The organism is Terrabacter sp. LjRoot27, from assembly GCF_964254175.1.
Classification (GTDB): Bacteria; Actinomycetota; Actinomycetes; order Actinomycetales; family Dermatophilaceae; genus Terrabacter.
Genome location: NZ_CAXUSS020000001.1, coordinates 260,147 through 283,948, shown reverse-complemented (window position 1 = coordinate 283,948; position 23,802 = coordinate 260,147). Strand labels below are relative to the sequence as shown.

Genomic DNA, 23,802 nt, shown 5'->3' with positions numbered 1-23,802 from the left:
TCTGTGGTTTTGATGGCACAGCGCCGACGAAACGGGCATACCGGGACAGCAGACCCGACGCCCGAGCCTCCGTGGGGAGACCACCGAGCCGCTTCCGAGCCATCCCGTGAGCAGGCGCTCCCCCGCGACGCGGCGGACGGCATACGCTGCCGCTCGACGGCCAGTCACCGAGCAGATCGAGGACGATCCATGCAGAGCAGCACGTTCACGCTGACCACGCCCGACGGCACCGACGTCTTCGTCAACCGGTGGCTTCCCGACGGTGACCCGAGGGCGATCGTCCAGATCGCGCACGGCCTCGCCGAGCACTCGAGCCGCTACGCCCGTTTCGCGCAGCGCCTCACCGACCACGGGTATGCCGTCTACGGCTCGGACCACCGGGGCCACGGCAAGACGTCGAGCCCGCGTGGCTCCTTCGCCGAGCGCGACGGGTGGCAGACGGTCATCGACGACCTGCACGCCGTGACCGACAAGGCCCGCGAGGAGCAGCCGGGCCTGCCCGTCGTCCTCGTCGGCCACAGCATGGGCTCGTTCATCTCGCGGGGGTATGCCGCGCAGTACGGTCCCGAGCTCGCCGGCCTCGTGCTCTCGGGCACCGCCGGGGGCGCCGGCGCCATCGGCAAGGTCGGCGTCTTCCTCGCCTCGACCCAGGCCCGGCTCCGCGGGCACGAGCACGTGAGCGGCCTCATGAACACGCTGAGCTTCGGTCAGTACAACTCGGCCTTCAAGCCGACGCGCACCGACTTCGACTGGCTCTCGCGCGACCCGGCCGAGGTCGACAAGTACATCAACGACCCCGACTGCGGGTTCGTCTTCAGCGCAGGCGGATTCGCCGACCTGCTGCGTGGGCTCGAGGCGGTCAACACCGACCGCGTGGCCTCACGCATCCCCAAGGACCTGCCGGTCCACCTCGCCTCGGGCGACCAGGACCCGGTCGGCGCGAACGGCAAGGGCGTGCAGAAGGTCGCCGACCAGCTGCGCCGCCTCGGCGTCCAGGACGTCACGGTGACGCTGTGGCCCCAGGCCCGCCACGAGATCCTCAACGAGACGAACCGCGACGAGGTCGAGGTCGAGATCGTCGAGTGGATCGACGCGCACCTGCCCGCGCAGGGCTGACCCCACCGCCGGACACGGAAGTGCCCACTCGACCACGAACGTCGAGTGGGCACTTCTGTACGTCGGGGGGGACCCGATCGGCAGGCGTCAGGCGCCGCGCGGCAGGTCCGAGCGCGGGCCGACCGGCCCGCTCGCGGAGGAGAGGCGGCGCGTGCCCGCGAGCGTCTGGAGGCTGCGCGTGTAGGTCGGCACGATCGTCGGCACGACGCGCGGGTCGGGCTGGGCGCTCGTCGGCACCGGGGTGTGGTGGTAGTCGGCCTGCACCCGCTCGGGCGTCACGTCGATGACGACGTAGCCGTGGCTGACGCCGTCGATGTAGCGCAGCCACGGGTTGAGCTGCTGCGCCGCGCCGATGGCCTGCCGCGTCACGGCGACGACGACCTCGGGCGGCTGGCCGGCGAGCTGCGGCGTACCGCCGAGCACCTCGAAGAAGCCGTCGCTCGTCACCGACGGGCAGACGAACTCGACCCCGGCGGAGGCGTATGCCGTCTGGCCGGGTGACGACGTGACGGGCAGGTCGCACGAGAACGACGCGTGGATGTCGCCGGTGAGCACGACCGCGTCGCCGGCGGATGCAGGCTGCGCCGCGAGGTGGGTGAGCAGGCTCGTGCGGTCGGCGGTGTAGCCGTCCCACTGGTCGGCGTTGACGAAGGTGTAGCCCGGGGCGCCGAGCGCGGCGCCGGGGTAGAGCACCGGCGCGACCATGACCTGGTTGCCGAGCAGGTGCCACTGGCGGCCCTGCTCGGCGAGGCCGTCCTTGAGCCACGTCAGCTGCTCCGGCTCGGGCAGGTGACGCGCCGGCGAGGCGAGGGCGCCGTCGATCGCGGGGTTGCCGATCGGGACGAAGCCGTCGAAGGGCACTCCGGGCACGGTCACCTGGGCGCTGCGGTTCTGCCGGGTCTCGAGGATCGACAGGTCGCCGAGGGCGCCGAACGTGAACCGCTTGAAGAAGCGCGTGCCCCGGTGCGGCACGGACTGGTCGGGCATCCGGAACGGCATCCACTCGAGGTAGGCCTGCATGGCCTGGGCACGACGCTCGAGGTAGGCGCCCTCGTCGGCCTGGTGGTTCTGGGCGCCGCCGGCCCACGCGTTGTTGGCGACCTCGTGGTCGTCGAAGATCGTGATCCACGGGAGCTTCTGGTGGGCGGCCTGCGCGTCGGGGTCGGCCTTGTGCAGCGCGTGGCGCAGCCGGTAGCCGGTGAGGTCGATGGTCTCGGTGGGCGGCTGGCTGTCGCGGACGCCGACGAGCGCGGCGGGGCCGTAGCGGTCGTCGCCGTTGCCGTACTCGTAGATGTAGTCGCCGACGTGGAGCACGAAGTCGAGGTCGTCGCGGGCGGCGATGGCGCGGTAGGCGGTGAAGAAGCCGCCCGTGTAGTTGCTGCAGCTGACGAGCGCCATCCGCAGCGCGTGGGTCTCGCCCGCGATGTCGCCGGCGGTCTGGGTGCGACCGACGTCGCTGAACTCGCCGAGCGACTGGAAGCGGTAGTAGTAGCGCGTGTAGGGGTCGAGGCCCGTCACGTCGACCTTGACCGTGTGGTCGCTGTCGGGCGAGGTCATGACGGTGCCGTGCGCGGCGACGCGGGTGAAGCGCTGGTCACGGGAGACCTGCCAGCGCACGGGGATCGGGCGGCCGAGACCGCTGCCCGGAGTGGCGGTGGGCTCGCCCGGCCGGGCCGGTGGCGTGGCGCGGGTCCAGATGATGACGGAGTCGGCGGTGGGGTCGCCGCTGGCGACCCCGTAGCCGAAGATGCCCCGGCTCGCGGGCGCCGCAGCGGCGGCGGGGTCGAAGACGCGGGGGACGGCGAGGGCGGCGGTGGCCGCGGCCACACCCTTGAGGAGGGTGCGCCGGTCGAGGGACGGCGTTGTCATGGTCCGGAGGCTATGCCCGCCCGGTGACCGACAGGGGCGTACGCGTCGACCGGCATCGGGCGACCGCGTGACCGATGGTGGTCGCGGCCTCTCCTACGTCAGTGCTCCGTCTGGCGGAGCAGTGACGTAGGGGACGAGGGGCGGATGGCCTGCGCGCTACGTCAGTGCTCCGTGTGGCGGAGCAGTGACATAGGGGGCGAGGGGCGGATGGCCTGCCCGCTACGTCAGTGCTCCGTGTGGCGGAGCAGTGACGCAGGGCGCGGTAGACGGCATACGGCCTCGGGGGTCCCGGCGAGCGCGGGTTGACGCAGGGTGACGGGGAGGGCCCGGGGACGTAGCGTCGGGGGCATGAGCACCTGCCTGCGAGTCCGGTCATGACCCGCCCCGTCCGTGTCGTCATCGGCGTCCTCGTGCTGCTCGTCGGGGCGCTGTGGACGCTGCAGGGCCTCGGCTACGTCGGCGGGAGCGCGATGTCGGGCAACACGCTGTGGGCGGTCATCGGGCCGATCGTCGCCGTCGCGGGTCTCGGGCTGGCGCTGTCGCGGCCGCGCCGCCGACCCTGACCGGACGGCGCGAGCCCGGCGACCAGCTCAGGCGGTCGGCTGACGGGGGTCCGACTGGTCGGCCGGGACGACGTCGTCGGTCGGCACGACGTCATCAGCCGGTGGCGGGACCGTCGGCGGGGGGAGCGTCGGCGGGGGCGGCGGTCCCGGCGGCACCTCCGCACCACCCTCGTCGAGCTGGAAGGGCGGGTAGACGTCGGTCATGAGCGCGGCGTAGGCGATGACGCGGTAGACCCAGCGGTTGAGCCCGATGACGAGGTCGAAGAGGGCCCGCGGGTAGTGGCCGGCGAAGAGGAGCGAGAGACCGGCGACGAGGACGAGCAGGCCGAGCAGGCCTCCGCTGAGGATGTCGAGGCGCACGTTGCCGTTGACGTCCCTGGCCCAGCTCCACGCCCACGTGCCGCCACCGACGAGCAGACCGACGATGAGGTAGTGCGGGATCGCGAGCAGCCACCACTTGACGAGGACGAGGCCGCGCGAGAGCCGCTCCGGGTAGGCGATGTCGAGCCGCGCCGGGTAGTCCGGCTCGAGCTCGAGGCTGAACGGCGGGTAGCGGTCGGTGCCGAGGCCGCCGCTGCTGGCGTAGTACGAGACGCGCCACGACCAGCGCAGCACCCCGACGTTGAACTCGAAGAGCCCGCGCGGGTAGCGCCCCGTGAAGAGGATCGCGAAGAACGCGATGACGCTGACGACGGAGAACGCGAGCCACAGGAAGCCGAGCACGATGAAGTGCGGGATCGCGAGGAACCACTTGACCAGCCAGAGCCAGCGGGACAGCGGCTCGTCGAGACGCGCGTCAAGGGCGACAGGACTGACGGCCCGAGGGTGGCTCGGCCACGAGGCGGGGGCCGTGGCCGCCCCGGGTCCAGCGGTCGCCACGTCGCCCCCCACGGGCGCCACCGGCACGGGGCGGGAGGCTGGGTCGCCGGGGTCGGCGGGCGGGTGCCGCTCGCGCCGCGGATGATGAGCGCGATGGCGATCCCGGTCATGACGAGACCGATGCCGAGCATGACGAGGGCGAGGGGCAGGAGGAAGCCCGCCCGGACGCCGATCGTCGAGCTCACGGCGACGCCGGCGCTGCCGTCGGCGTTCATGATGACGACGGCCCACTGCCCGCCGGTCACGCGCCAGGCCAGCTCCTGCTGGCCGGCGCCGGTGGCCGACGTGGTCCAGAAGGTCTGCGCCGTCGGGGCGGCCACGGTCGCCGCGCCCGGGGTCGAGCGCAGGACGGCGGCCCGCAGGGTCCCGTCGCGCGCGCTCGTGATGCCGACGACCTGGTCGTGGGAGACACCCTCGAGGTATGCCGTGAGGCTGCTCGCGGGCGCGACGCCGAGGAAGACGTCCGGCCCGGAGGCGAGCGGACGTGCGGTGAGCCGAAGGTCGAGGTCGAGACGGTCGAGCACCCAGGAGGGCACGTCGGGCCCGGTCTCGACGACGACGTCCTCGGCCGTGATGGCCGGCGTCGGGCTCGAGAGGGCGGGCAGCGTCAGGGAGAGGTAGCCGGCGTCGTCCCGCCCGACGGCATACGTGATGCCGAGGCCGGCTCCGCCGAGGAGCAGGCCGAGCCCGGGCAGGAGGAGCAGGCACCCGATGACCAGGGCGGCGATGTGCCGCCCGGCCGGGTGGTACCCATCCGTCCGGCCCGGCGGCGGAGTGCGGGGGTCGGGGAGCATGGGCGTGGTGGCGGTCATGGTGATCACATCCTGGGGAAGCGGCCGGTGACGAGTCTGACGATGGCCTCGACGATCCCGATGAGGCTGCCGACGAAGCCGATGACGAGCAGCACACGGGCGACGACCTCCCAGCCGGTGCCGATGACATCGAGTGGGAAGACCCGCCAGACCTGGGTGATGGCGATGAGCCCGAAGCCGATGGAGATGATGTCGCCGAAGGCCCGCGGGCGTGGCAGGTCGACGACGACGTTGACGAGGTCGGCGATCGCCCGGGCGACGATCGAGGCGTTGACGGCGCCGAGGACGAGGACCGTGCGGGGGGTGAGGAACGGCACGACCTCCCAGCCCGGCCAGACGTTGATGAGCAGGAGCATGACGAGGCTGGTGAGGAGCGAGCCGGCGTAGGCCGCGCGGCGACCCCGCACCGGTGCGGGGTCACTCGGGTCGAGCTGGTGGCCCGTGTGGTGGTCGCGCGAGTCGGAGGGCAGGTGTTCGGTCGGCGTGCTCATGACGCGCTCCCGGTGAACGAGGCACCCACATGGGTGCCGAGGACGGCAAGGACGTCGAGCGGGAGGGTGGCCCGCACCGCGGCGGCCAGGCCACCGGGCACGACCTCGCGCAGCTCGTAGCGCGCCCGGACGAGGGGCGCCGGGACCGACAGCACGCGCGTGAGGTCGATCGGCGTGCCGCTGACGACCGCCTCGCACTCCCCCGCGTCGACCGCCGCCCGGATCGTCGCCTCGAGGTCGCGCACCTGCTCGGCCCCGTAGCCCATGGCCGGCAGGACACCCCGCGCGTTCGGGTACCTCGCGTAGGTCTCGGCGATCGAGCCCACGGCATACGGCATCGGGTCGACGAGCAGGGCCGCACCGGCCGCGCGGGCGCCCACGACCCCGGCGCCGTAGGTCATCGACCCGTGCGTCAGGGTCGGGCCGTCCTCGACGACGATGACGCGGCGTCCGTGCACGGCGGCCGGGTCGTCGACGGTGACCGGGCTGTCGGCGCGCAGCACCGTGGCCCTCGGGTTGAGCGAGCGCACCGACGCCTCGACGGCCTCAATGTCGGCCGTCCGCGCCGAGTCGCACTTGGCGATGACGACGACGTCGGCCATCCGGACGTTCGCCTCGCCCGGGTGGTAGGCCGCCTCGTCGCCCGGGCGCAGCGGGTCGGCGAGCACGACGTGGAGGTCCGGGACGTAGAACGGCAGGTCGTTGTTGCCGCCGTCCCAGAGGATGACGTCCGCCTCCTGCTCGGCCTCGCGGAGGATCCGCTCGTAGTCGACGCCCGCATAGACGACGACACCCGCGTCGAGGTGCGGCTCGTACTCCTCCCGCTCCTCGATGGTGCAGTCGTGGCGGTCGAGGTCGGCATAGGTCGCGAAGCGCTGGCAGGCCTGGGCGGCCAGGTCGCCGTAGGGCATCGGGTGGCGGACCGCGACGACGCGGAGGCCGAGGTCGATGAGCATCCGCGCGAGGTAGCGCGTCGTCTGGCTCTTGCCGACGCCCGTGCGCACGGCGGTCACGGCGACGACGGGCTTCGTGCTGCGCAGCATCGTGCGCCGCGCGCTGTGGAGGCGGAAGTCGGCGCCCGCCGCGATGCAGCGCGAGGCGAGGTGCATGACCTGCTCGTGCCGCACGTCGGAGTAGGCGAAGACGACGACGTCGACGTGCTCCCGCTCGACGAGGTCGGTCAGCTCGGACTCGGCCACGATCGGAATGCCTTGCGGATAGAAGGGTCCCGCGAGCTCGGGCGGGTAGCGCCGTCCGTCGATGTCGGGGATCTGCGTCGCGGTGAAGGCGACGACCTCGTAGGCCGGGTCGTCGCGGAAGACGACGTTGAAGTCGTGGAAGTCGCGACCGGCGGCGCCGAGGATGACGACGCGGGTCCGGGAGGCACGGGAAGTGTCGGTGCTGGGGGTGCTCATGGCCATCTCCACGGCTGGGTCACCGACGTGACCGACACACCCCACCGCGGGTAGTCCTGGCTGCGGGACCCGCCTCTTCGAGTGTCCCACCGGGGTGTCGGGGCGGCGACGGTCCGAGAGCGGGATCACCCCGGTTTCGAGTCACATTCGGGTGCCGCCGACGCAGCCCGGTGCCACGATCGAGGGGTGAGCGACACGGCGGCACGAACCGAGGCAACACACGAGCACGTCTCCCTGGCGCAGAGCTGGATCGCCAACAACTACAGCCCGTTGCCCGTCGTCCTCGCCTCCGCCGAGGGCGCGTGGGTGACCGACGTCGACGGTCGCCGCTACCTCGACGCGCTGGCCGGCTACTCGGCCCTCAACTTCGGGCACCTGCACCCGACGCTCGTGGCCGCGGCGCGGTCACAGCTCGACCGACTGACGCTGACGAGCCGCGCCTTCCACAGCGACCGGCTCGGGCCCTTCTGCCGGGACCTCGCGACGCTCGCCGGCAAGGAGCTCGTGCTGCCGATGAACACCGGCGCCGAGGCCGTCGAGACGGCGATCAAGACGGCGCGACGGTGGGGCTACGAGGTCAAGGGCGTGCCGGACGGCCGGGCCCGGATCGTCGTCATGGCCGGCAACTTCCACGGCCGCACGACGACGATCATCAGCTTCTCCGACGACCCGCTCGCGCACGACCACTACGGCCCGTACACGCCCGGCTTCGACCTGGTGCCCTTCGGCGACCTCGAGGCGCTCGAAGCCGCGGTGACCGACGAGACCGTGGCCGTGCTCCTCGAGCCGATCCAGGGCGAGGGCGGCGTCATCCTCCCGCCCGAGGGGTGGCTGCGCGACGTGCGCCGGCTGACGCGGGAGCGGAACGTGCTCATGGTGGCCGACGAGATCCAGTCGGGGCTCGGCCGCACGGGCACGACCTTCGCGTGCGACGTCGAGGGCGTCGTGCCCGACATCTACGTGCTCGGCAAGGCCCTCGGCGGCGGCATCGTCCCCGTGTCGGCGGTCGTCGCGGACCGTGACGTGCTCGGCGTCTTCACGCCCGGCAGCCACGGCTCGACGTTCGGCGGCAACCCGCTCGGTGCGGCCGTCGGGCAGGCGGTCGTCGGGCTGCTCGCGACCGGCGAGTTCCAGCAGCGGGCTCGGCAGCTCGGTGCGCTCCTCGACGACGGGCTGCGCGAGCTGCTCGGGCACGGCGTCGACGCGGTGCGCTGTCGCGGCCTCTGGGCCGGCGTCGACATCGACCCGAGCCTCATGACCGGGCGCGAGGCGTCGCACCGCCTGCTCGAGCACGGCGTCCTCGTCAAGGACACGCACGGCTCGACGGTGCGCATCGCTCCCCCGCTCGTCATCGGCGAGATGGAGCTCGAGATCCTCCTCGACGCCTTCCGCGCCATCCTGCGCTGAGCGAAGCGGCACCGAGCGGCACCGAGCGGCACCGAGCGGCACCGAGCGGCACGGGGGGCACGGTGCACGCGGGCGGGGGGCCGTATGCCGTCCCCGCCCGCGCGTCGCTCGTGACCTGCCGGTCTGGCCGGCCCGGCTCAGCCGGGGAAGCCGAAGCAGGGGTAGAAGCCCTCGACGCCGGGGCGCGGCACCTCGATGCAGCGCGAGCGCGACTGCTCGATGACCGCGTCGGTCGCCGTGCCCGTGGCAGAGCGCCCGGCCACCTGGACGGAGACACGCGCCGAGGCGTCGCGCCGGAGGTTGTTGTCGGTCGCGTTGACGTTGCCGTCACCGAAGTGGTCGTGGTTCGAGACCGTCGTGTGCTCGAGCGGGCCGGTGCCGGTCCACGTCGCGGCGAGACGGACCGTGACGGGGACGCCGTCACCGTCGGTGCCGGCGAGGCTCGTCGTGACGGAGGCACGGGTGAGGCGCGGGTCGACGACGAGCGGCGCCCCGTTCTGCGCGTCCGCCTCGAAGATGACGGTGCCGCCACCACCTCCGGCGGCCGCCGTGACCCCGCCGGTGCCGGTCCCGGTGCCACTCGTGCAGGTGTCGGTGACGCGGACGAAGACCGACGTCAGACCCTGCTTGCCCACGGGACCGGGCTGGGCGGCATACATGGCCGTGCTCGAGGAGACGAAGACCTCGGTCAGCTCGCAGCCCTGCGTCGAGGCGATGACCGCGGACGCCGAGGTGGAGCCGATGGTGTGGTAGATCCGGGGCTGTGCGGCCCCGGCGGACCCGGTGGTGAGCGGTCCGAGGACGAGCGGCGCGGCCAGGACGGCTGCGGCGACGAAGGCGCGTTTCATGGTGACTCCCAACCGATTCCCCCCTGCCGCTTCCAGCGTGACACCGATGCAGCGGACCGGCTGTGCCACAAGGCGTCTCGTCCGTCACATCACGTAGTCAGGCGCGTGGGGACCTGCTAGGCCGGAGGGAGGGCGAATGCCCTCGAGACCTGAGGAGGCGTCATGGCACGGAAGAAGTGGTCTGACCTGACGAGCGGGCAGCAGCGGGCGATCCTCGTCGCGGGCTGCGTGCAGCTGTCGCTGGCCGCGACGGCGTGGGCCGACCTGGCCCGGCGACCGGCGAGCGAGATCGTGGGGAGCAAGGGGAAGTGGGCGGCGATCATCGCCATCAACTTCGTGGGCCCGATCGCCTACTTCACCCGGGGACGGCGGGTGGTCGCCGCGGAGGCGCTGTCCTGACATCAGTCGACATGCCATGACATCCCCGCCGGCAACCCTCGACATGTTGTCGAGTTCGTCTGCGGGGCAGTGCATTTCGCGCCACGATCGAATCCCGTGGCCGTCCCGGGCCACCTGATCAGTGCGAGGTAGTCATGGTCGACGGCAACGATGCATTCACCACCACCCGCCGGGGTGCCCTCAAGACCGGGGCCCTGGGCCTCGGCGGTCTGACCGGCGCCATCGCGCTCGGCAGCAGCGAGGCAGCCTCCGCAGCGACCCTGCCCACGATGGACACGATCGCCGCCCTGGCGGGCGTGACCTCGGGCGCCTTCTTCCTCAGGCTCGACGGCATCCCGGGGGACAGCGTCGACGCAGACCACCCGGGATGGATCCCGGTGAACGACTGGTCGACGGGTGCCACCAACGGCGCCATGCTGACCTCGTCCGGCTGGTCCTCGAGCAAGCCCAGGGTCGACACGGTGTCCCTCTCCGCGGAGGGCGGGTCGCAGAGCCCGCGACTGTTCCTGCGCACCGTGAACGGCCGACGCAGCGCCGGCGCCCTGCTCCAGGGCGTGTCACGCGGCGACAGCCCGAGGACCTACCTCGAGGTCGAGCTGCGCGACGTGGCGGTCGCCTCCTACGACGTCAAGGCCGGCGAGGACGGTTCGACCGTCGACGAGTTCGCTCTCGCCTACGGGAGCATCCGCTACTCGATCTACCTCCAGAGCGCGACCGGCGGGGCGGACGAGACCATCTCGGCGACGTGGAACGTGCGCACCGGCACGGGGACCTGAGCCCCGCCGTCGTCCTGCGTCGGGCGCGCGGCCTACGTCACGGTCGCGCGCTCGGCGCGGTCGCGGATGCCGCGGAGCATCTTCTGGCTCATGAGCGAGCTCGCTGCCGAGACCGGCTCGACGAGGAGCGGTGACCAGCGGTGCGTGTTCGCGAAGCGTTCTCGGCTGATGAGGCGCGTCGCCCGGTGCGGGTGCCGGCGCAGGACGAACGACCACGTGAAGTCGTACGGCGCGCCCTCCGGGTCACCCGGCATCGCGGGCGCGGCGTGCAGCACGAGCGAGCGTCCGGCGTCGACCGAGGCGACGGCGAGCGCGACCTGCGGGTGGAGGCGCACGAGGTCACCGACGGCAAGGTGCTGCCACTCGTCGACGACGGTGTCGGCACTGCGCAACCGGCAGCCGGCGAGGTTCTCGAGACGGTCGTAGCTGTAGAAGCCACCCCGGTCGGCGCCGAGCTGCACGACCCACGGCCAGACGGCCTCGGGTGGGGCCTCGATGGTGATGGCACGGGTGGCGACGAGCCCGGCGACCGGGAGGATCTCGTCGCCCGGGAGGTGCTCGCGCGTCTCCTCGGTCGTCGCACCCCAGTGCAGCGCCGACCATCGCAGCGTCACCACGGACAGGACCGCGGCGCCGACGACCACGGGTGCGACAAGGCGCCTCATGCTCTTCACGGTAGTCCGGAATCCGTTGGCGGGCGGCGAGATCCGCGTCACCATCGAGGCAGCGACCGAGACATCCGCCGAGACTGTCGACGACGCGAGACGGCCCGGAAAGTGTTGGAGCCCGGCTCGCGTTCGCGAGTCCGGGCTACCAGTGACGGTTCACGTACCACAACGGGCCAACCGTCGAAGTCTTGGTCTTCCTGGGAACGAGTGTCCCGCCCCAGGGCGACCGCGACAGAGTGACACGCCGGTGCCGGCGCAGTTCGTGGAAATGACGCAAGATGGCACAAACGGACCAGAAGTGACTAGTCCACAGTGCCGCCGTGTCACCGTTCTCAGGTGATCGGCGACCCCGTCGCGAGGCCGGCGAGCGCACCGTCGGGGACGACGCGGACGCATCCCCACTCGAGGCCGAGCCGGTCCATGACGGCCTGGCTCGTGACGTGACGGAGGCGTCCGCCGTCGACGAGCCACACCGGGTCGGCCGACCGCTCGCGCAGCAGGGTCCGGTCCAGCGGCATCTGGCGCAGGCCGGCGAGCGACCCCTGCGGGATCTCGCGGACCTTCCCCCAGTCGAGGCCGAGACCCTCGAAGACCTCGGGCGACGGGATCCAGAAGGCCCTGCCGCCGTAGACGACGTGGATCGGGTCGGTGCCGCGCTCGCGGACGAGCGTGCCGTTGCCGGGGTGGGTCGCGACGTGCGCCATCGACCCGGGCTTCGCCGAGACGACCGAGTCCCACCGCAGGCCGCACGCGTCGAACTCCGCGGGCGACGGCACCCAGAACTGGCCGCCGCCGCGGATCACCATGATGCGCGGGTCGGTCGAGTCGTGGATGACGCGGCCGTCGGCGAGGTAGCTCGGCACCTTGCGGGTGTAGCTCTCGACGAAGAGCCCGCGCCACGTCTTGCCGTTGCTGCCGGTGATGGCGCGCTCGGCCGGGTCGTCGACGGTCGTGAGCCGGAGCCGGACCTCACGGCCCGGGTTGTTGTTGTCGTAGACGAGGACGTAGGTGTAGCGGCTGTCCTGCTCCCAGCCGTACGCGACGACCTGGTGGTCGTTGCCGAGCTCGGTCAGGGAACGGGCCTGGGTCAGGCCGAGGAGGACCGGCTGGCCGGAGTCGAGCCGCGCCTTGAGCCTGGGCAGCTCGTCCTCGCGGGTCATCCGGGCGACGCCCTTGCCGCGCAGCCACGTCGGGTGGTCGAGGCTCGTCGCGTACTGGACGAACTTCAGGCCGTTGTCGACGAAGGTGTCCATGAGGCGGGAGTAGATGTAGTCGCCGACGAGCGAGCCGTCCTGCGGCAGGGTGCCGTTCGTCGACATGGCGAGGCCGGCGTGCCAGTGGTCCATGGCCGCGGCGGCCATGCCGCCGCAGCGGCCGCGGGTCGTGATGTCGACCCCGACGGCCGGGATCCTGATGACGTGGTTGGTGAACCCGTTGCTGAAGGCGAAGCCGTTCTCGGCGGGCGTGAAGCTGATGCGCATGGTCGTGTGTCTTTCCCCGAAGGTTGGTTGGTCGGGGAGAAGAGACGCGGGCGGCCCGGTCGATACTGGGCATTCGTACTCAGAACACCCTCTGCGGATGCCCGGAAACGGCGAACCCCAGCGAGGTCGGGCGCGTCGCGAGCAGACTCGGTGGGCGGACGCGGTTGCCGCTGGGGACTGGTCTCAGGCCGTGGCCCGCGGGGAGGAACAGCCATGTCCACGTCCACCTTTCGCCGCGCACTCGGGGTCGCGGCCGTCGCCGGGCTCGGAGCGACGCTCGCGACCGGGGCCGCGCAGGCCGCGCCACCGGTCACCTGCGGCTCCGTCATCACGGCCAGCACGGCACTGACCACCGACCTCGTCTGCGCCGGCACGGGTGACGCGCTCGTCATCGGGGCCGACAACGTCGTGCTCGACCTCAAGGGCCACAGCATCACCGGACCCGGCGCGGGGCCGAGCACCGGCGCAGGGGTCCGGGCGGCCGAGCGCACCGGCGTGACCATCACCAACGGAACGGTGTCGGGCTTCGAGCACGGAGTCGTGGTCGACACCACGCACTACACGACGGTGTCCAAGATCTCGGCCCACCACAACGTCCGTGGCGTCGAGGTGGCCAACGGGGACCACCTGCTCGTCATGCGGAACACGCTGTGGGCCAACGGGGGCGATGCCATCCGCGTCGGCGGCTCGGACGACAGCCTCATCAGCCAGAACGTCGCCACCGACAACGTCTTCGGCATCTACGTCGCCGACTTCGCGGGCACCGTCAGTGTCACGCGCAACGTCGTCACGGGCACCGAGAACGCCGGCCTCGCCGTCTTCAGCGGCACGACGGGGATCACGCTCAGCCAGAACACGGTGAGCAGCGGTCGGGCCGACGGCATCAACGTGGCCGCGGACACCACGGGCACGCAGGTCAGCCAGAACACCGTGACGCTCAACGGCGGCGACGGCATCGACGCGGCGGGGACGAGCACCCTGGCGCAGAACCTCGCGACCTGGAACGCACAGCTGGGCATCCGCGCCACCGACGACGTGACCGACGGCGGCGGCAACAAGGCGGTCGGCAACGGCGACCTCGCCCAGTGCGTCGGCGTCGTCTGCTCGACTCCCTGACCGGCGCCGCCGGCACCCACCGCTCACGGCACGACCGGCAGGTCCCACGTGGTCCCGTCGGTCGTGTCGATGAGCGCGGCCCGGTCGCACCGCAGCGTCAGCGGCAGCCGGTCGGACACCGCGTCGACGACGGTCTGCAGGCGCGACCCCGGCACCCCGGTCGTGGCCGACACGTGCGGCATCCAGTGGCCGGGCTCGTAGTGGCGGTGGATCGTCGCACCGGTCGCCCGCAGGGCCTCGACCGCCCGCGCCTGACGCGTGGCCAGAGCGACCGAGGCCGACCCGGCGAGCGCGACGCGTCCGCGTGGGAAGACCACCGTGCCCTGCACCGACACCTCGGCAGGCCCGCCGTCGCCCAGCCCGGCCACGGCGGCACGGGCCGCCTCCTGCTCCCAGGCCAGCAGGACGGCATACGACAGGTGGGGCACGTGGTGGCCGTGGGTGTGGGTGAGCAGCGTCGGCACGCCGGCCTCCTCGAGCCGCTGCCACAGCTCGCGGACGAGACGGTCGGACGTGCGGTCGAGCAGGAGGCAGAGCGCGAGCGCCATGGCCCATTGTGCGCACGAGCGTGCCGCCTACGCTGGGCCCGTGAGCCCCATGCCCGACGACCTCGACGTCGTCAACGCCAACCGCTACGTGTCGCTGACGACGTTCCGCCGGACGGGGGTCCCGGTGAGCTCGCCCGTGTGGGTCGCGCGCGACGGGGGCGAGCTCGTCGTCATCACCGTCGACCCGAGCGGCAAGCTCAAGCGGCTCGCGCACACCTCCCGCGTCGAGCTGCGCCCGTGCGACATGCGCGGGCGGGTGCCCGAGGGGGCGCCGACGTATGCCGGCACGGCCGTCGTCGACCGCAGCGCGGAGGGCGTCGCCGCGGTCAAGCGCGCCATGGGCCGCAAGTACGTCATGGCCCGGCTCGGTGACGCTCTGGCCGCTGTCACCGACAGGGTGCGGCCGCGTGGCCCGCGCGCCGGCATCCGCATCACGCTCGACTGAGCCCCGCCACGCGCACGACGGCTGTGGTCTGCGCCACGGTGAGGACGCCAGACAACAGCAGGCAACCGCACGCGTCCTGACGCGCCTGCACGGTCGGGGTGGACACACGTTCGACCGAGCCGTCCCAAACCCTGTACAGACCGTTTCCGCGCGCCGCTGACCTGCGGTTATGTTGTCGAGCATGAGTCCCACCGCAGGAGCCCGGCTGGTCCAGCGCCAGCTGGGAGTCATGCTGCGCAGCAAGGTCGCCGGCGACGACGCGCCGGACCGCGCGCAGCGGATCTGGGGTGCCCAGGGCGAGCGGTGGTTCACGCCCGAGGACCCGGTGTGGCGGGTGCACGCGGACGCCTCGATGTTCCCGGCAGGCGTCACGTCGCTGCTCCTGCAGATGCTCCACCCGATGGCAATGGCCGGGGTCGCGGGCCACAGCGGCTACAAGAGCGACCCGTGGGGCCGCCTCCAGCGCACGAGCCACTACCTCGCGACGACGACCTTCGGCACGATCGAGCACGCCGAGGAGGCGATCGCGATGGTCCGCTCGATCCACGAGCGGGTGCGCGGCAAGGACCACCTCGGCCGCCCCTACCGCGCCGACGACCCGCACCTGCTCATGTGGGTGCACGCGGCCGAGATCGACTCGTTCCTGCGCGGCTACCAGACCTTCGGCGACACGCCCCTGACCGACGACGAGGCCGACGTCTACGTCGCGCAGGCCGGCATCCCGGCCGGGCGCCTCGGCGTCATCGACCCGCCGACCTCGGTCGCCGAGCTGCGGGCCGTCCTCGCCTCCTACCGTCCCGAGCTCGAGACGTCGCCCGCCGCCCGCGAGGCCGCGCGCTTCCTCCTGCTCGACCCGCCCCTGCCCTTCTACGCCCGTCCGGGCTACGGGACCCTCGCCTCCGGCGGCGTGTCCCTGCTGCCCGGGTGGGCGCGCGAGATGCTCGGCATCCCGCTGCCCGGCGTCGTCTCGACGCTCGTGGCGCGGCCGCTCGGGCACCTCGGCACGGCGGCGGTGCGCTGGGGCATGGCCGGGCTCGCCGAGCGACGCCCGTCCGACACCCCTCCCGACACCCCGTCGGGCTCCCCCCAGACCCCCGACGAGCCGGATGAACTCGTCGGGGCCCAGGCCGCCAGCTGAGCGGCCACCTTTGACCGGGCCGGGTTGCACTCAAGAAGCGGGTGCACCCGGCCCGGCGCCTATCCCCATGGCGACGGCTCGCTGACGTCCACCCCGATGGCGTATGCCGTGGGCTGCGTCATCGGGTCTCCCCACCTCGCGCGGGCTGCCGCGCGAGCGGGCCCCGGTCAGTAGGCTGCGGATGTGCCCAGACTCGTGCTCACCGTCATCGGCGACGACCGCGCCGGCCTCGTCAGTGCCCTCGCGGACGTCGTCACCGCGCACGACGGCAACTGGGAGGACAGCCAGCTCGCCGAGCTGGCCGGCAAGTTCGCCGGCATCGTCGTCGTCGGGGTGCCCGCTGGTCGGGTGGACGAGCTGACCGCGGCGCTGGGCGAGCTCGACGGGCTGCTCGAGGTGGCAGCCCATCCGGGTGCCGACCCCGCGGTGGTCGCTGACGACGCCGACGCGAAGCGGCTGACGATCGACCTGCTCGGCAACGACAGCCCGGGCATCGTGCGCGAGGTGTCGTCGGTGCTGAGCCGGCACGAGCTGTCGATCGAGACGATGACGACCGGGACCCGCGAGGCGCCGATGGCCGGCGGGCTGCTCTTCGAGGCGCACGTCGTCGTGCGGGTGCCGGGCGGGTCCGACGCCGCGGCGCTGCGGGCCGACCTGGAGCGACTGGCCACCGAGCTGCTCGTCGACATCGCCGTCGCCTGACGGGGCTCGGTCGCTCCTGGGCGGCGGCGCCCTGCGTCACTGCTGCACGGGGCGCACCACGGTCGCGGGCGCGGCCGGGATGACGATGGGGCCCGCCTCGCGATGCGAGCTCGGGCCCCGTGACGGTTCACGTACCACAACGGGCCAACCGCCAAAGTCTGTGTCGTCGGTGGACGACTCCCTCCAGTGGAGACCCGCACGCGTGACGAAATGTCCGAATTCGAGAGACCTTGCGGGACTCTTGTCGGGCTCTTGCGGAAGCGGACGCGCGCCGCGGCACGGTCTCCCGACCGCGCCGGACGGCATACGTGCTCGGAGGGGCCGCCCTTGTGCGCGCCGGGGACCGCGAGCAGTCTGAGGACATGGACGGATCAGGCGACGTCGCGGCACCGGCTCCTCCCATCGCGCATGCCAGGGCCGTCCCCATCGCGGACTACGGGTTCCTGTCCGACGGTGAGGTGACGGCCCTCGTGGCGCCGGGCGGCGACGTCGACTGGATGTGCCTGCCGCGCCTGGACTCGCCGAGCGTCTTCGGCGCGGTGCTCGGGCGGCACTCGGGGCGCTTCCGGCTCGGGCCGTCCGACGTCAGCGTGCCGACGGCGCGGCGCTATCTGCCGGGCACGATGGTGCTCGAGACGAGCTGGGGCACGCCGACGGGCTGGATCATCGTGCGCGACGTGCTGCTCATCGGGCCGTGGCGCCACGACGAGGACGTGTCACCCAAGCACCGGCGCACGCCGATGGACTACGACGCGGAGCACACGCTCCTGCGGACGATCCGCTGCGTGTCGGGCGAGGTGCAGACGGTGATCGAGTGCGAGCCGGTGCTCGACTACGGGCGCAAGCCCGTGACGTGGGACTACACCGACCTCGGCTACCACCAGGGCCGCGCCACTGCCGAGGGGTCGGACGTGGTGCTGACGCTCACGACGGACCTGCGGCTCGGCTTCGAGGGCGGGCAGGCTGCTGCGAGAACGCTGCTCAGGGAGGGCGACGTCCGCTACATCGCGCTCTCGTGGGGTGACAAGCCGCCGCCGACCGACTTCGGGCAGGCGTACCAGCGGCTCGTGTGGACGGCCCACCACTGGCAGCACTGGCTCGCCCGCGGCCGCTTCCCCGACCACCCGTGGCGCAGCTACCTCCAGCGGAGTGCCCTGACGCTCAAGGGACTGACGTATGCGCCGACGGGTGCGATCGCCGCCGCGTCGACGACCTCGCTGCCGGAGACCATCGGTGGGGAGCGGAACTACGACTACCGCTACACGTGGATCCGTGACGCGACGTTCGCCCTGTGGGGGATGTACTCGCTCGGGTTCGACTGGGAGGCCGTGGACTTCTTCTCGTTCATCGCCGACATGGCCGAGCGCGACGAGGACCTGCAGATCATGTACGGCATCGGCGGGGAGCGTGAGCTGCCGGAGTTCGAGCTGGACCACCTGCCGGGGTATGCCGCGTCGCGCCCCGTGCGCATCGGCAACGCCGCGCACTCGCAGGTGCAGCACGACGTCTGGGGCGCGCTGCTCGACTCGGTCTATCTCCACTCGAAGGTCGCCGACCACCTCGATGGACGCATCTGGCCGATCCTCGGCAAGCAGGTGCGGACGGCGCTCAAGCACTGGCGCGAGCCCGACGCCGGCATCTGGGAGGTCCGCGGCGAGCTCAAGCACTTCACGTCGTCGAAGATCATGTGCTGGGTCGCGGTCGACCGCGGCGCCAAGCTCGCGTCCATGATCGGCGAGGACTCGCAGGCCGCGGAGTGGGAGCTGGCGGCCGAGGAGATCATGGCCGACATCCTCGAGCACGGGGTCGACGAGCGCGGGGTGCTGACGCAGTACTACGGGTCGTCGGCGCTCGACGCGTCGCTGCTGCTGGCGCCGCTCGTGCGCTTCCTGCCTCCGGACCACCCGGTCATCCGGGCGACGGTGCTCGCGATCGCGGACGAGCTGACCGTCGACGGGCTCGTGCTGCGCTATCGCGTCGACGAGACGGACGACGGCTTCTCCGGCGAGGAGGGGACCTTCACGATCTGCTCGTTCTGGCTCGTGTCGGCGCTGTCGGAGATCGGCGAGCACAAGCGGGCCCACGAGCTGTGCGCAAAGCTGCTGTCGTTCGCAGGGCCGCTCGAGCTGTATGCCGAGGAGATCGACACCCACACGGGGCGTCACCTCGGGAACTTCCCGCAGGCGTTCACCCACCTGGCGCTCATCAACGCGGTCATGCACGTGATCGCGGCGGAGACCACGCCGGACCCGGACATGTGACGTCTGCGCCGGCCCACGGCGTGAGGTTGGCCGGCTTTCCCGCGAGACCAGGTCGGGGTCGGGGTCGCGAAGGGTGGAGACTGGAGTCTCGACGACGAAACACGAGGGCTCACCGAATGGCTGACATGACCGACCACGAGACGTTCGTGACTCCCAAGTTCGCCCAGCAGTACTGGGCCAAGCACGCCTACGAGGTGCTCGTGGAGACGGCGGGTCGCTACAACGCCGTCATCACCTACTCCGAGCTCGCCGAGGAGGTCCAGCGCCGCTCGTCGCTGCGGACCAAGTCGCAGATGCGCAACTGGATCGGCGCCCTGCTCGCCGACCTGGTGAAGGTCAACCACGTGCGCAACGAGCCTCCGCTCGCGTCACTGGTCGTCCGCAAGGACGACGGTCAGGTCGGCGCCGGCTACGACGAGGCGCTGCGGGTTGCTGGCGAGGCTCCGATCACGGACCCGCTCGAGCGCGAGAACAGCGCGGCCGCCGCACGGCTCGAGTGCTACCGACACTGGGGAGCCGACGTGCCCGCCGACGCGGTGCCCACGCTGACCGCCAAGGCCCGGGTCGTCCGCGCCAGCACGCCGCGCGCGACGGCGGCGACGGAGGCCCGACGCGGCGCGGTCTGCCCGACCTGCTTCATGGAGATGCCCGTCTCCGGCCCCTGCCCCAACTGCGACTGACAAGCCATTCTGCTCTGGAACTTGCAGGTCGAGCGGCCGCACGTGAGCGAGCTCAGGGTGCTTAGCGCCGACCCTTCAGCCATGTCGGAAGAGGACGGTGGGCCGAGTCGACTGGCCTAGGCTGGCGACAACCAGCCGAAGACTGGCAACCGTACACGTGAGGACGTGCGAGCGCCCGTCCCGCCCGCTATGACGTTGGCTGTGGTGGTGCTCCATCCCGGGTGCGCGACCTTTGGACCGGGGAGATCTGGATCCCCGGGCCCTCCGGGGCTTCCGCTCTCGGGCCCTCCCCTCTCGTACCGTCCCCTCTCGGGTCGTCATGGCTCGCAGCGGCATCGCCGAACTACGCCCCGCAGTACGCACGGCCGCGGACTCGCGCGACCATGTCGAGACTACGCTGCAGAGCAGCGGCCGGCGCGTCGACCTTAGCCGTCTCTACCTGTACGCGACTCTGGCAGACCGATCTCGCCTCCACGGCGTCATCCCGGACACAGCCGAGCCCACAGGCAGGTCGAGATCCGCCGTTCGTCGTCAAGCCGAACCATCTCGACGACCTGGTCCGGCTCGGGACGATGACACCTCAGGCGGCGACCTTCCCCGAGATCGCGGGGGGCCGGCTGCTCAACGTTTTTTCGTCGCAAGCGGCAGCACCGAGGCACGCAACCGCTAATCGTCAACCGCTCCCGTGCGGTCCCGGACGCCGACCTGGGATGGTAGCCGCCCGCGGGGCGGCCTTGGTGGCAAGATGCCCTTGCCGACCCAGAGAGGGAGCGAACATGGAAGCAGACGCCTCGTGGCTAGATGAGCCTGCGCAAGAGATCACGACCGACGAGGACGTGTTCGACGTGGACCCAGATAAAGAAGTGATCAGCGCGACCTATGACATAACCTCGTACGGGGCCGACTATCCAGTTGACGGACTGGTTAAGCGTCTCGACCAAAAGGATGTTGTCATTCCATCGTTCGACCCCGTCTTTGATGACAGTGAGGAAGTCCAGGGATTTCAGCGGCGCTTTGTCTGGACCCGGCCGCAGATGGACAAGTTTGTGGAGTCGCTTCTCCTTGGTCTGCCAGTTCCCGGCGTCTTCTTGGTTCGAGAAAAGACGAATAGGCTACTCGTTTTGGACGGGCAGCAGCGACTGAGGACGCTTCAGTCCTTCTATAGAGGGGTTCATGCCGGACGCGAGTATAGGCTGAAGCAAGTTCAAGAGCAGTTTTACGATAAGACCTATGCTGAACTCGACGACGAGGATCGGCGACGCCTGGACGACAGCATCATTCACGCAACGGTGCTGCGGCAGGATCACCCTGCCGGCTCGCAGGATGCCGTTTACTCCATTTTCGAGCGACTAAACACTGGGGGGAGCCCTCTTCAACCGCAAGAAATCCGGGTTGCACTTTTCAATGGGCCATTCCTGAGGACGATCGCCGAACTGAACGACGACGTCGACTGGCGCGCATTGTATGGACCGCCGTCTTCGCGCTTCAAGGACCACGAACTCATCTTGCGAGTCTTGGCCCTCTTCGAGAAGCCTGAGGACTACGGCCGGCCCGTGAAGTCCTATCTAAATCACTACCTGCAAGCCAACCAAGACCGAACTGATGTCGAGGCATTGAGCGACCTCTTTACGGACACGACTGCAGTCATCAACGACTCTATAGGTGAACGGGCCTTCCGTCCGGTTCGGTCTTTGAATGCCGCTGTGCTAGACGCTGTGATGGTGGGCACCATGCGCAGGTTGGATGAGCATGGCAGCGTTGATGATGATGACGAAATGCGGGGAGCATATGAAGAATTGATCGGGAACAAGGACTTTCAGGCCGCAACGACAAGTTCGACGGCGGCCGAGGACGCAGTTGCTGTCCGGCTGCGGTTGGCGACCGAGGCATTTGCCGATGTGACTTGATGGCCAATCATTCAGGCCGAAATGAGGTCGCAAGGCGCAGGCAGCGGCTGCGAGCGGTTTTCGATTCTCTGAATGGTGCCGCCATCGGCCCGGAGTTAACTTCTCATTTCGCGAGATATCTTTGCGTTCTTGTGAGCGGTTACGCTGAGCAGTCAGTCAAGGAACTGATTGCGCACTACTCTCGAACCAAATCTCAGGCGCGCATCCAAAGATATGTGGGGGCGCAACTTAAGCGCGTTCGCAACATCGATCAGGAGAAGCTTCGCCAACTACTTCAGTCGTTCGACCCCAAGTGGTGGGATGATCTGCTGAGAGATTACGCCGATGAGTTGGCAGCTTTTGACAGCGTAGCGACCGTGCGTAACGGCGTCTCGCACGGCACTGACGTGGGCATCACGATGGCGACGGTCAGACAGTACTTTGACCAGGTGTCGGTGGTTCTGGATGCGCTATCGGATGTTCTAGATCCCGCTTGAAACGCCCACTGGTCGTCACACCAGAAAGCTCGACTTGGGGTAGCAACACAACTCGATCGGTGTCGTGCAGCGGTGGGCGTCGTCCCATAGAGGCGGCCGTCACGTGCCGGAGGGAGGCAGTCATGGGGCGCGGAACGGTGTAGCGGACCCTTGACGGGCGTGGAGGCTTCGCAGACTGACGCGTCGGGAAGGCGCCCGCCACAGAGGCTTTGCGGGCCACTCAGGCGCCGCACAGTTCGTGAGGCCACCTGACGGGCGGTCTGGTTGTGGCGCTCCTGTTCGCAAGGTCAGCCGGAGTGGTTCACGGAGCGTCCAACGGCTCGATGGACTCCGGCCCATCTAGGCCGCTAGCCGGGGCGGGAGCGCCGACCGGAGCGAGTCTGGCTAGTCCGCGATTCGTGGGCGCAGCGGCAGATTGAGCACGTCCTTCACGTGCCCCGATTGCGATCTGCGTGCAGACTTGACGCGTGAGCAGCGCCGGCTGGGTTTCCACCCCCACGGGGAGCCACCTGCGCGGGCGCAAGTCGAAGGACACCGAGCCGGAGCTCATCCTGCGTCGCGCCCTTCACGCTGCGGGTGCACGCTTCCGCCTGCACCGGCGCATAGCGAAGGGGTGCACGCCCGACCTGGTACTTCCGAGCCGACAGGTCGCGGTGTTCGTCGATGGTGACTACTGGCACGGCTGCCCTGTCCACTTTCCCAACCGCTCCCCATCTGGCCCTAACGCGGCGCTGTGGCTAACTAAGTTCGAGGCGGTGAGGGAGCGCGACGCTAAATCCACTGCTCTGGCAGAGGAGGCTGGGTGGCTGGTGGTGCGCCTGTGGGAGTGTGAGATTCGGGAGCATCCCCACGGGGCTGCGATGCGGGTGCTCGGAGGGGCTAACGCGCCCAAGGCACAGGGCTAGCCACGCGGGTGGCAGTCGCCTATCCACCCGCATGGGCACTCGCGCCACTAGGGTCCTGCCGTGGAGTTGCAGCAGATTGTCGAGCGGTACGCCGAGGCGATGGAGTACATCGACCTCGAAACCGATGTCGTCCGCGCCAATCCAAGGACCGGGGAGGTCTACCACACGTCCTTCAAGACGCTCCCCGAGACGAAAGCGGTGGATGCGATAGACGCGATGTGGTCACAACTGCACCCGGACGAACTGCTCACACCGCCTACCTCAAGGATCGGCGTGAAGTATCCCAAGGTGAAGTTTGCAAAGTGCGATCACGTCTTCTCAACTGACACCTTGATTGACCCCCAGGAGGAGTGGGGCATCGAGGTCAAGAAGATCGAGTTCTTCGGCAACAACGGCAAGAGGAACGACTTCGGCGCGGGAAAGATGCTCTCTCCGTACCTGAAGGATAGGGGTCTGCTGCATGACGCCGCGCGACTCCGCGCCTACGGATTCACCCGCCGCGTGGCCGCGATCGGCTACGCCTTCAACTACGATAAGGACTCCATCGCTCGGTTAAAGGCGCTGCATCCCGAGCATCTCGGCGTGATTGCTGAGACCGAGTCGGCGATCCGCCAAAACGGCGGATCCCAGCACGCTCGCCCGCTGGTTGAGTTCACCGACGCAATCCTCGGGCTGCGCGGCTACACCCGCGGCCCCAGGGCGGAGGCTCGCTTTGAGGCTTTCCGTAGTCCAACCGGCGGAAACGGCATTGTCTTTGGCTGGGAGATTCGTCGGCCGGAACTTGAAGTCGACTACGACCCCCGTCACCCGTGGTGACGGGGTGGCCGCCAAGAAGAAGCAGGATTACCTCAACGAAATCACTGACCTGCTTGGCCTCCCACGCAAGCGCATATACGTGGG

24 protein-coding genes are annotated in these 23,802 nt (G+C 70.3%); 16 read left to right on the top strand and 8 right to left on the bottom strand.

The features are described 5' to 3' along the window. Nucleotides 1-189: 189 nt before the first annotated feature. Entirely contained in the window at nt 190-1,116 is a 927-nt protein-coding gene (locus ACSQ2D_RS01225) for a lysophospholipase (RefSeq protein ID WP_435984200.1), read from the top strand. Between the two features lie 87 nt (nt 1,117-1,203). Here ACSQ2D_RS01225 and ACSQ2D_RS01220 read toward each other — a convergent pair whose 3' ends face one another. Further along, nucleotides 1,204-2,985, bottom strand: a complete 1,782-nt coding sequence (locus ACSQ2D_RS01220; RefSeq protein WP_435984199.1) for an alkaline phosphatase D family protein — start codon at nt 2,983-2,985, stop codon at nt 1,204-1,206. 374 nt (nt 2,986-3,359) lie between these two features. On the opposite strand from ACSQ2D_RS01220, the gene ACSQ2D_RS01215 reads away from it, so the two are divergent. Beyond that, entirely contained in the window at nt 3,360-3,548 is a 189-nt protein-coding gene (locus ACSQ2D_RS01215) for a hypothetical protein (RefSeq protein WP_435984198.1), read from the top strand. Nucleotides 3,549-3,575: 27 nt separating this feature from the next. Here the strand turns inward: ACSQ2D_RS01215 and ACSQ2D_RS01210 are convergent, their stop codons facing one another. Continuing rightward, nucleotides 3,576-4,427: a DUF4389 domain-containing protein gene (locus ACSQ2D_RS01210; RefSeq protein ID WP_435984197.1), complete on the bottom strand. Its 852-nt coding sequence runs from the start codon at nt 4,425-4,427 to the stop codon at nt 3,576-3,578. Between the two features lie 129 nt (nt 4,428-4,556). Here ACSQ2D_RS01210 and ACSQ2D_RS01205 point away from each other — a divergent pair, with 129 nt between their 5' ends. Continuing rightward, nucleotides 4,557-5,048, top strand: coding sequence for a hypothetical protein (locus tag ACSQ2D_RS01205; RefSeq protein WP_435984196.1), 492 nt, complete (start codon nt 4,557-4,559; stop codon nt 5,046-5,048). A gap of 196 nt (nt 5,049-5,244) precedes the next feature. On the opposite strand, the gene ACSQ2D_RS01200 is transcribed toward ACSQ2D_RS01205, so the two are convergent. Further along, nucleotides 5,245-5,730 carry a hypothetical protein gene (locus ACSQ2D_RS01200; RefSeq protein WP_435984195.1) on the bottom strand — a complete coding sequence of 162 codons (486 nt, stop codon included), beginning with the start codon at nt 5,728-5,730 and terminating at the stop codon, nt 5,245-5,247. Beyond that, complete coding sequence (locus ACSQ2D_RS01195; protein WP_435984194.1) at nt 5,727-7,145, bottom strand: cyclic 2,3-diphosphoglycerate synthase; 1,419 nt, start codon at nt 7,143-7,145, stop codon at nt 5,727-5,729. The genes ACSQ2D_RS01200 and ACSQ2D_RS01195 overlap by 4 nt, the downstream gene beginning before the upstream one ends. 186 nt (nt 7,146-7,331) lie before the next feature. On the opposite strand from ACSQ2D_RS01195, the gene rocD reads away from it, so the two are divergent. Continuing rightward, nucleotides 7,332-8,552, top strand: coding sequence for an ornithine--oxo-acid transaminase (gene rocD / locus ACSQ2D_RS01190; protein WP_435984193.1), 1,221 nt, complete (start codon nt 7,332-7,334; stop codon nt 8,550-8,552). A gap of 137 nt (nt 8,553-8,689) precedes the next feature. Here the strand turns inward: rocD and ACSQ2D_RS01185 are convergent, their stop codons facing one another. Then, nucleotides 8,690-9,400 carry a hypothetical protein gene (locus tag ACSQ2D_RS01185; RefSeq protein ID WP_435984192.1) on the bottom strand — a complete coding sequence of 237 codons (711 nt, stop codon included), beginning with the start codon at nt 9,398-9,400 and terminating at the stop codon, nt 8,690-8,692. 162 nt (nt 9,401-9,562) lie between these two features. Between ACSQ2D_RS01185 and ACSQ2D_RS01180 the strand changes: the two genes are divergently transcribed. Further along, nucleotides 9,563-9,799, top strand: coding sequence for a hypothetical protein (locus tag ACSQ2D_RS01180; protein ID WP_435984191.1), 237 nt, complete (start codon nt 9,563-9,565; stop codon nt 9,797-9,799). 134 nt (nt 9,800-9,933) lie between these two features. Next, entirely contained in the window at nt 9,934-10,575 is a 642-nt protein-coding gene (locus ACSQ2D_RS01175) for an Hcp family type VI secretion system effector (protein ID WP_435984190.1), read from the top strand. A gap of 32 nt (nt 10,576-10,607) precedes the next feature. Here ACSQ2D_RS01175 and ACSQ2D_RS01170 read toward each other — a convergent pair whose 3' ends face one another. Both ACSQ2D_RS01170 and ACSQ2D_RS01165 read right to left on the bottom strand, forming a co-directional pair. Beyond that, on the bottom strand, nt 10,608-11,240 hold the full coding sequence (locus tag ACSQ2D_RS01170) for an SRPBCC family protein (RefSeq protein ID WP_435984189.1): 633 nt from the start codon (nt 11,238-11,240) through the stop codon (nt 10,608-10,610). A gap of 335 nt (nt 11,241-11,575) precedes the next feature. Further along, on the bottom strand, nt 11,576-12,724 hold the full coding sequence (locus ACSQ2D_RS01165) for a hypothetical protein (RefSeq protein WP_435984188.1): 1,149 nt from the start codon (nt 12,722-12,724) through the stop codon (nt 11,576-11,578). Nucleotides 12,725-12,937: 213 nt separating this feature from the next. On the opposite strand from ACSQ2D_RS01165, the gene ACSQ2D_RS01160 reads away from it, so the two are divergent. Beyond that, nucleotides 12,938-13,840, top strand: a complete 903-nt coding sequence (locus tag ACSQ2D_RS01160; protein ID WP_435984187.1) for a right-handed parallel beta-helix repeat-containing protein — start codon at nt 12,938-12,940, stop codon at nt 13,838-13,840. 23 nt (nt 13,841-13,863) lie between these two features. On the opposite strand, the gene ACSQ2D_RS01155 is transcribed toward ACSQ2D_RS01160, so the two are convergent. Further along, nucleotides 13,864-14,388 (bottom strand): 2'-5' RNA ligase family protein, encoded by a 525-nt coding sequence (locus ACSQ2D_RS01155; RefSeq protein WP_435984186.1) that lies wholly within the window; start codon nt 14,386-14,388, stop codon nt 13,864-13,866. A 49-nt stretch (nt 14,389-14,437) separates the two neighbouring features. Between ACSQ2D_RS01155 and ACSQ2D_RS01150 the strand changes: the two genes are divergently transcribed. The 9 genes from ACSQ2D_RS01150 (at nt 14,438) to ACSQ2D_RS01110 (ending at nt 23,718) form a co-directional block, all read left to right on the top strand. Beyond that, nucleotides 14,438-14,833: a PPOX class F420-dependent oxidoreductase gene (locus tag ACSQ2D_RS01150; protein WP_435987800.1), complete on the top strand. Its 396-nt coding sequence runs from the start codon at nt 14,438-14,440 to the stop codon at nt 14,831-14,833. Between the two features lie 181 nt (nt 14,834-15,014). Beyond that, nucleotides 15,015-15,971: an oxygenase MpaB family protein gene (locus ACSQ2D_RS01145; RefSeq protein WP_435984185.1), complete on the top strand. Its 957-nt coding sequence runs from the start codon at nt 15,015-15,017 to the stop codon at nt 15,969-15,971. A gap of 183 nt (nt 15,972-16,154) precedes the next feature. After that, nucleotides 16,155-16,673 carry a glycine cleavage system protein R gene (locus ACSQ2D_RS01140; RefSeq protein WP_435984184.1) on the top strand — a complete coding sequence of 173 codons (519 nt, stop codon included), beginning with the start codon at nt 16,155-16,157 and terminating at the stop codon, nt 16,671-16,673. A 362-nt stretch (nt 16,674-17,035) separates the two neighbouring features. Beyond that, the gene (locus ACSQ2D_RS01135) at nt 17,036-18,934 is read left to right on the top strand and encodes a glycoside hydrolase family 15 protein (protein WP_435984183.1); all 1,899 of its coding nucleotides are present in this window, start codon (nt 17,036-17,038) and stop codon (nt 18,932-18,934) included. Between the two features lie 116 nt (nt 18,935-19,050). Next, a complete protein-coding gene (locus ACSQ2D_RS01130) occupies nt 19,051-19,614 on the top strand; it encodes a hypothetical protein (RefSeq protein ID WP_435984182.1) in 564 nt (187 codons plus the stop codon). Nucleotides 19,615-20,390: 776 nt separating this feature from the next. Next, a complete protein-coding gene (locus ACSQ2D_RS01125; RefSeq protein WP_435984181.1) occupies nt 20,391-21,521 on the top strand; it encodes a DUF262 domain-containing protein in 1,131 nt (376 codons plus the stop codon). Further along, nucleotides 21,521-21,997: a HEPN domain-containing protein gene (locus ACSQ2D_RS01120; RefSeq protein ID WP_435984180.1), complete on the top strand. Its 477-nt coding sequence runs from the start codon at nt 21,521-21,523 to the stop codon at nt 21,995-21,997. The genes ACSQ2D_RS01125 and ACSQ2D_RS01120 overlap by 1 nt, the downstream gene beginning before the upstream one ends. A 467-nt stretch (nt 21,998-22,464) precedes the next feature. Then, on the top strand, nt 22,465-22,902 hold the full coding sequence (locus ACSQ2D_RS01115) for a very short patch repair endonuclease (RefSeq protein ID WP_435984179.1): 438 nt from the start codon (nt 22,465-22,467) through the stop codon (nt 22,900-22,902). Between the two features lie 60 nt (nt 22,903-22,962). Continuing rightward, nucleotides 22,963-23,718: a hypothetical protein gene (locus ACSQ2D_RS01110; protein ID WP_435984178.1), complete on the top strand. Its 756-nt coding sequence runs from the start codon at nt 22,963-22,965 to the stop codon at nt 23,716-23,718. Nucleotides 23,719-23,802 lie beyond the last annotated feature (84 nt).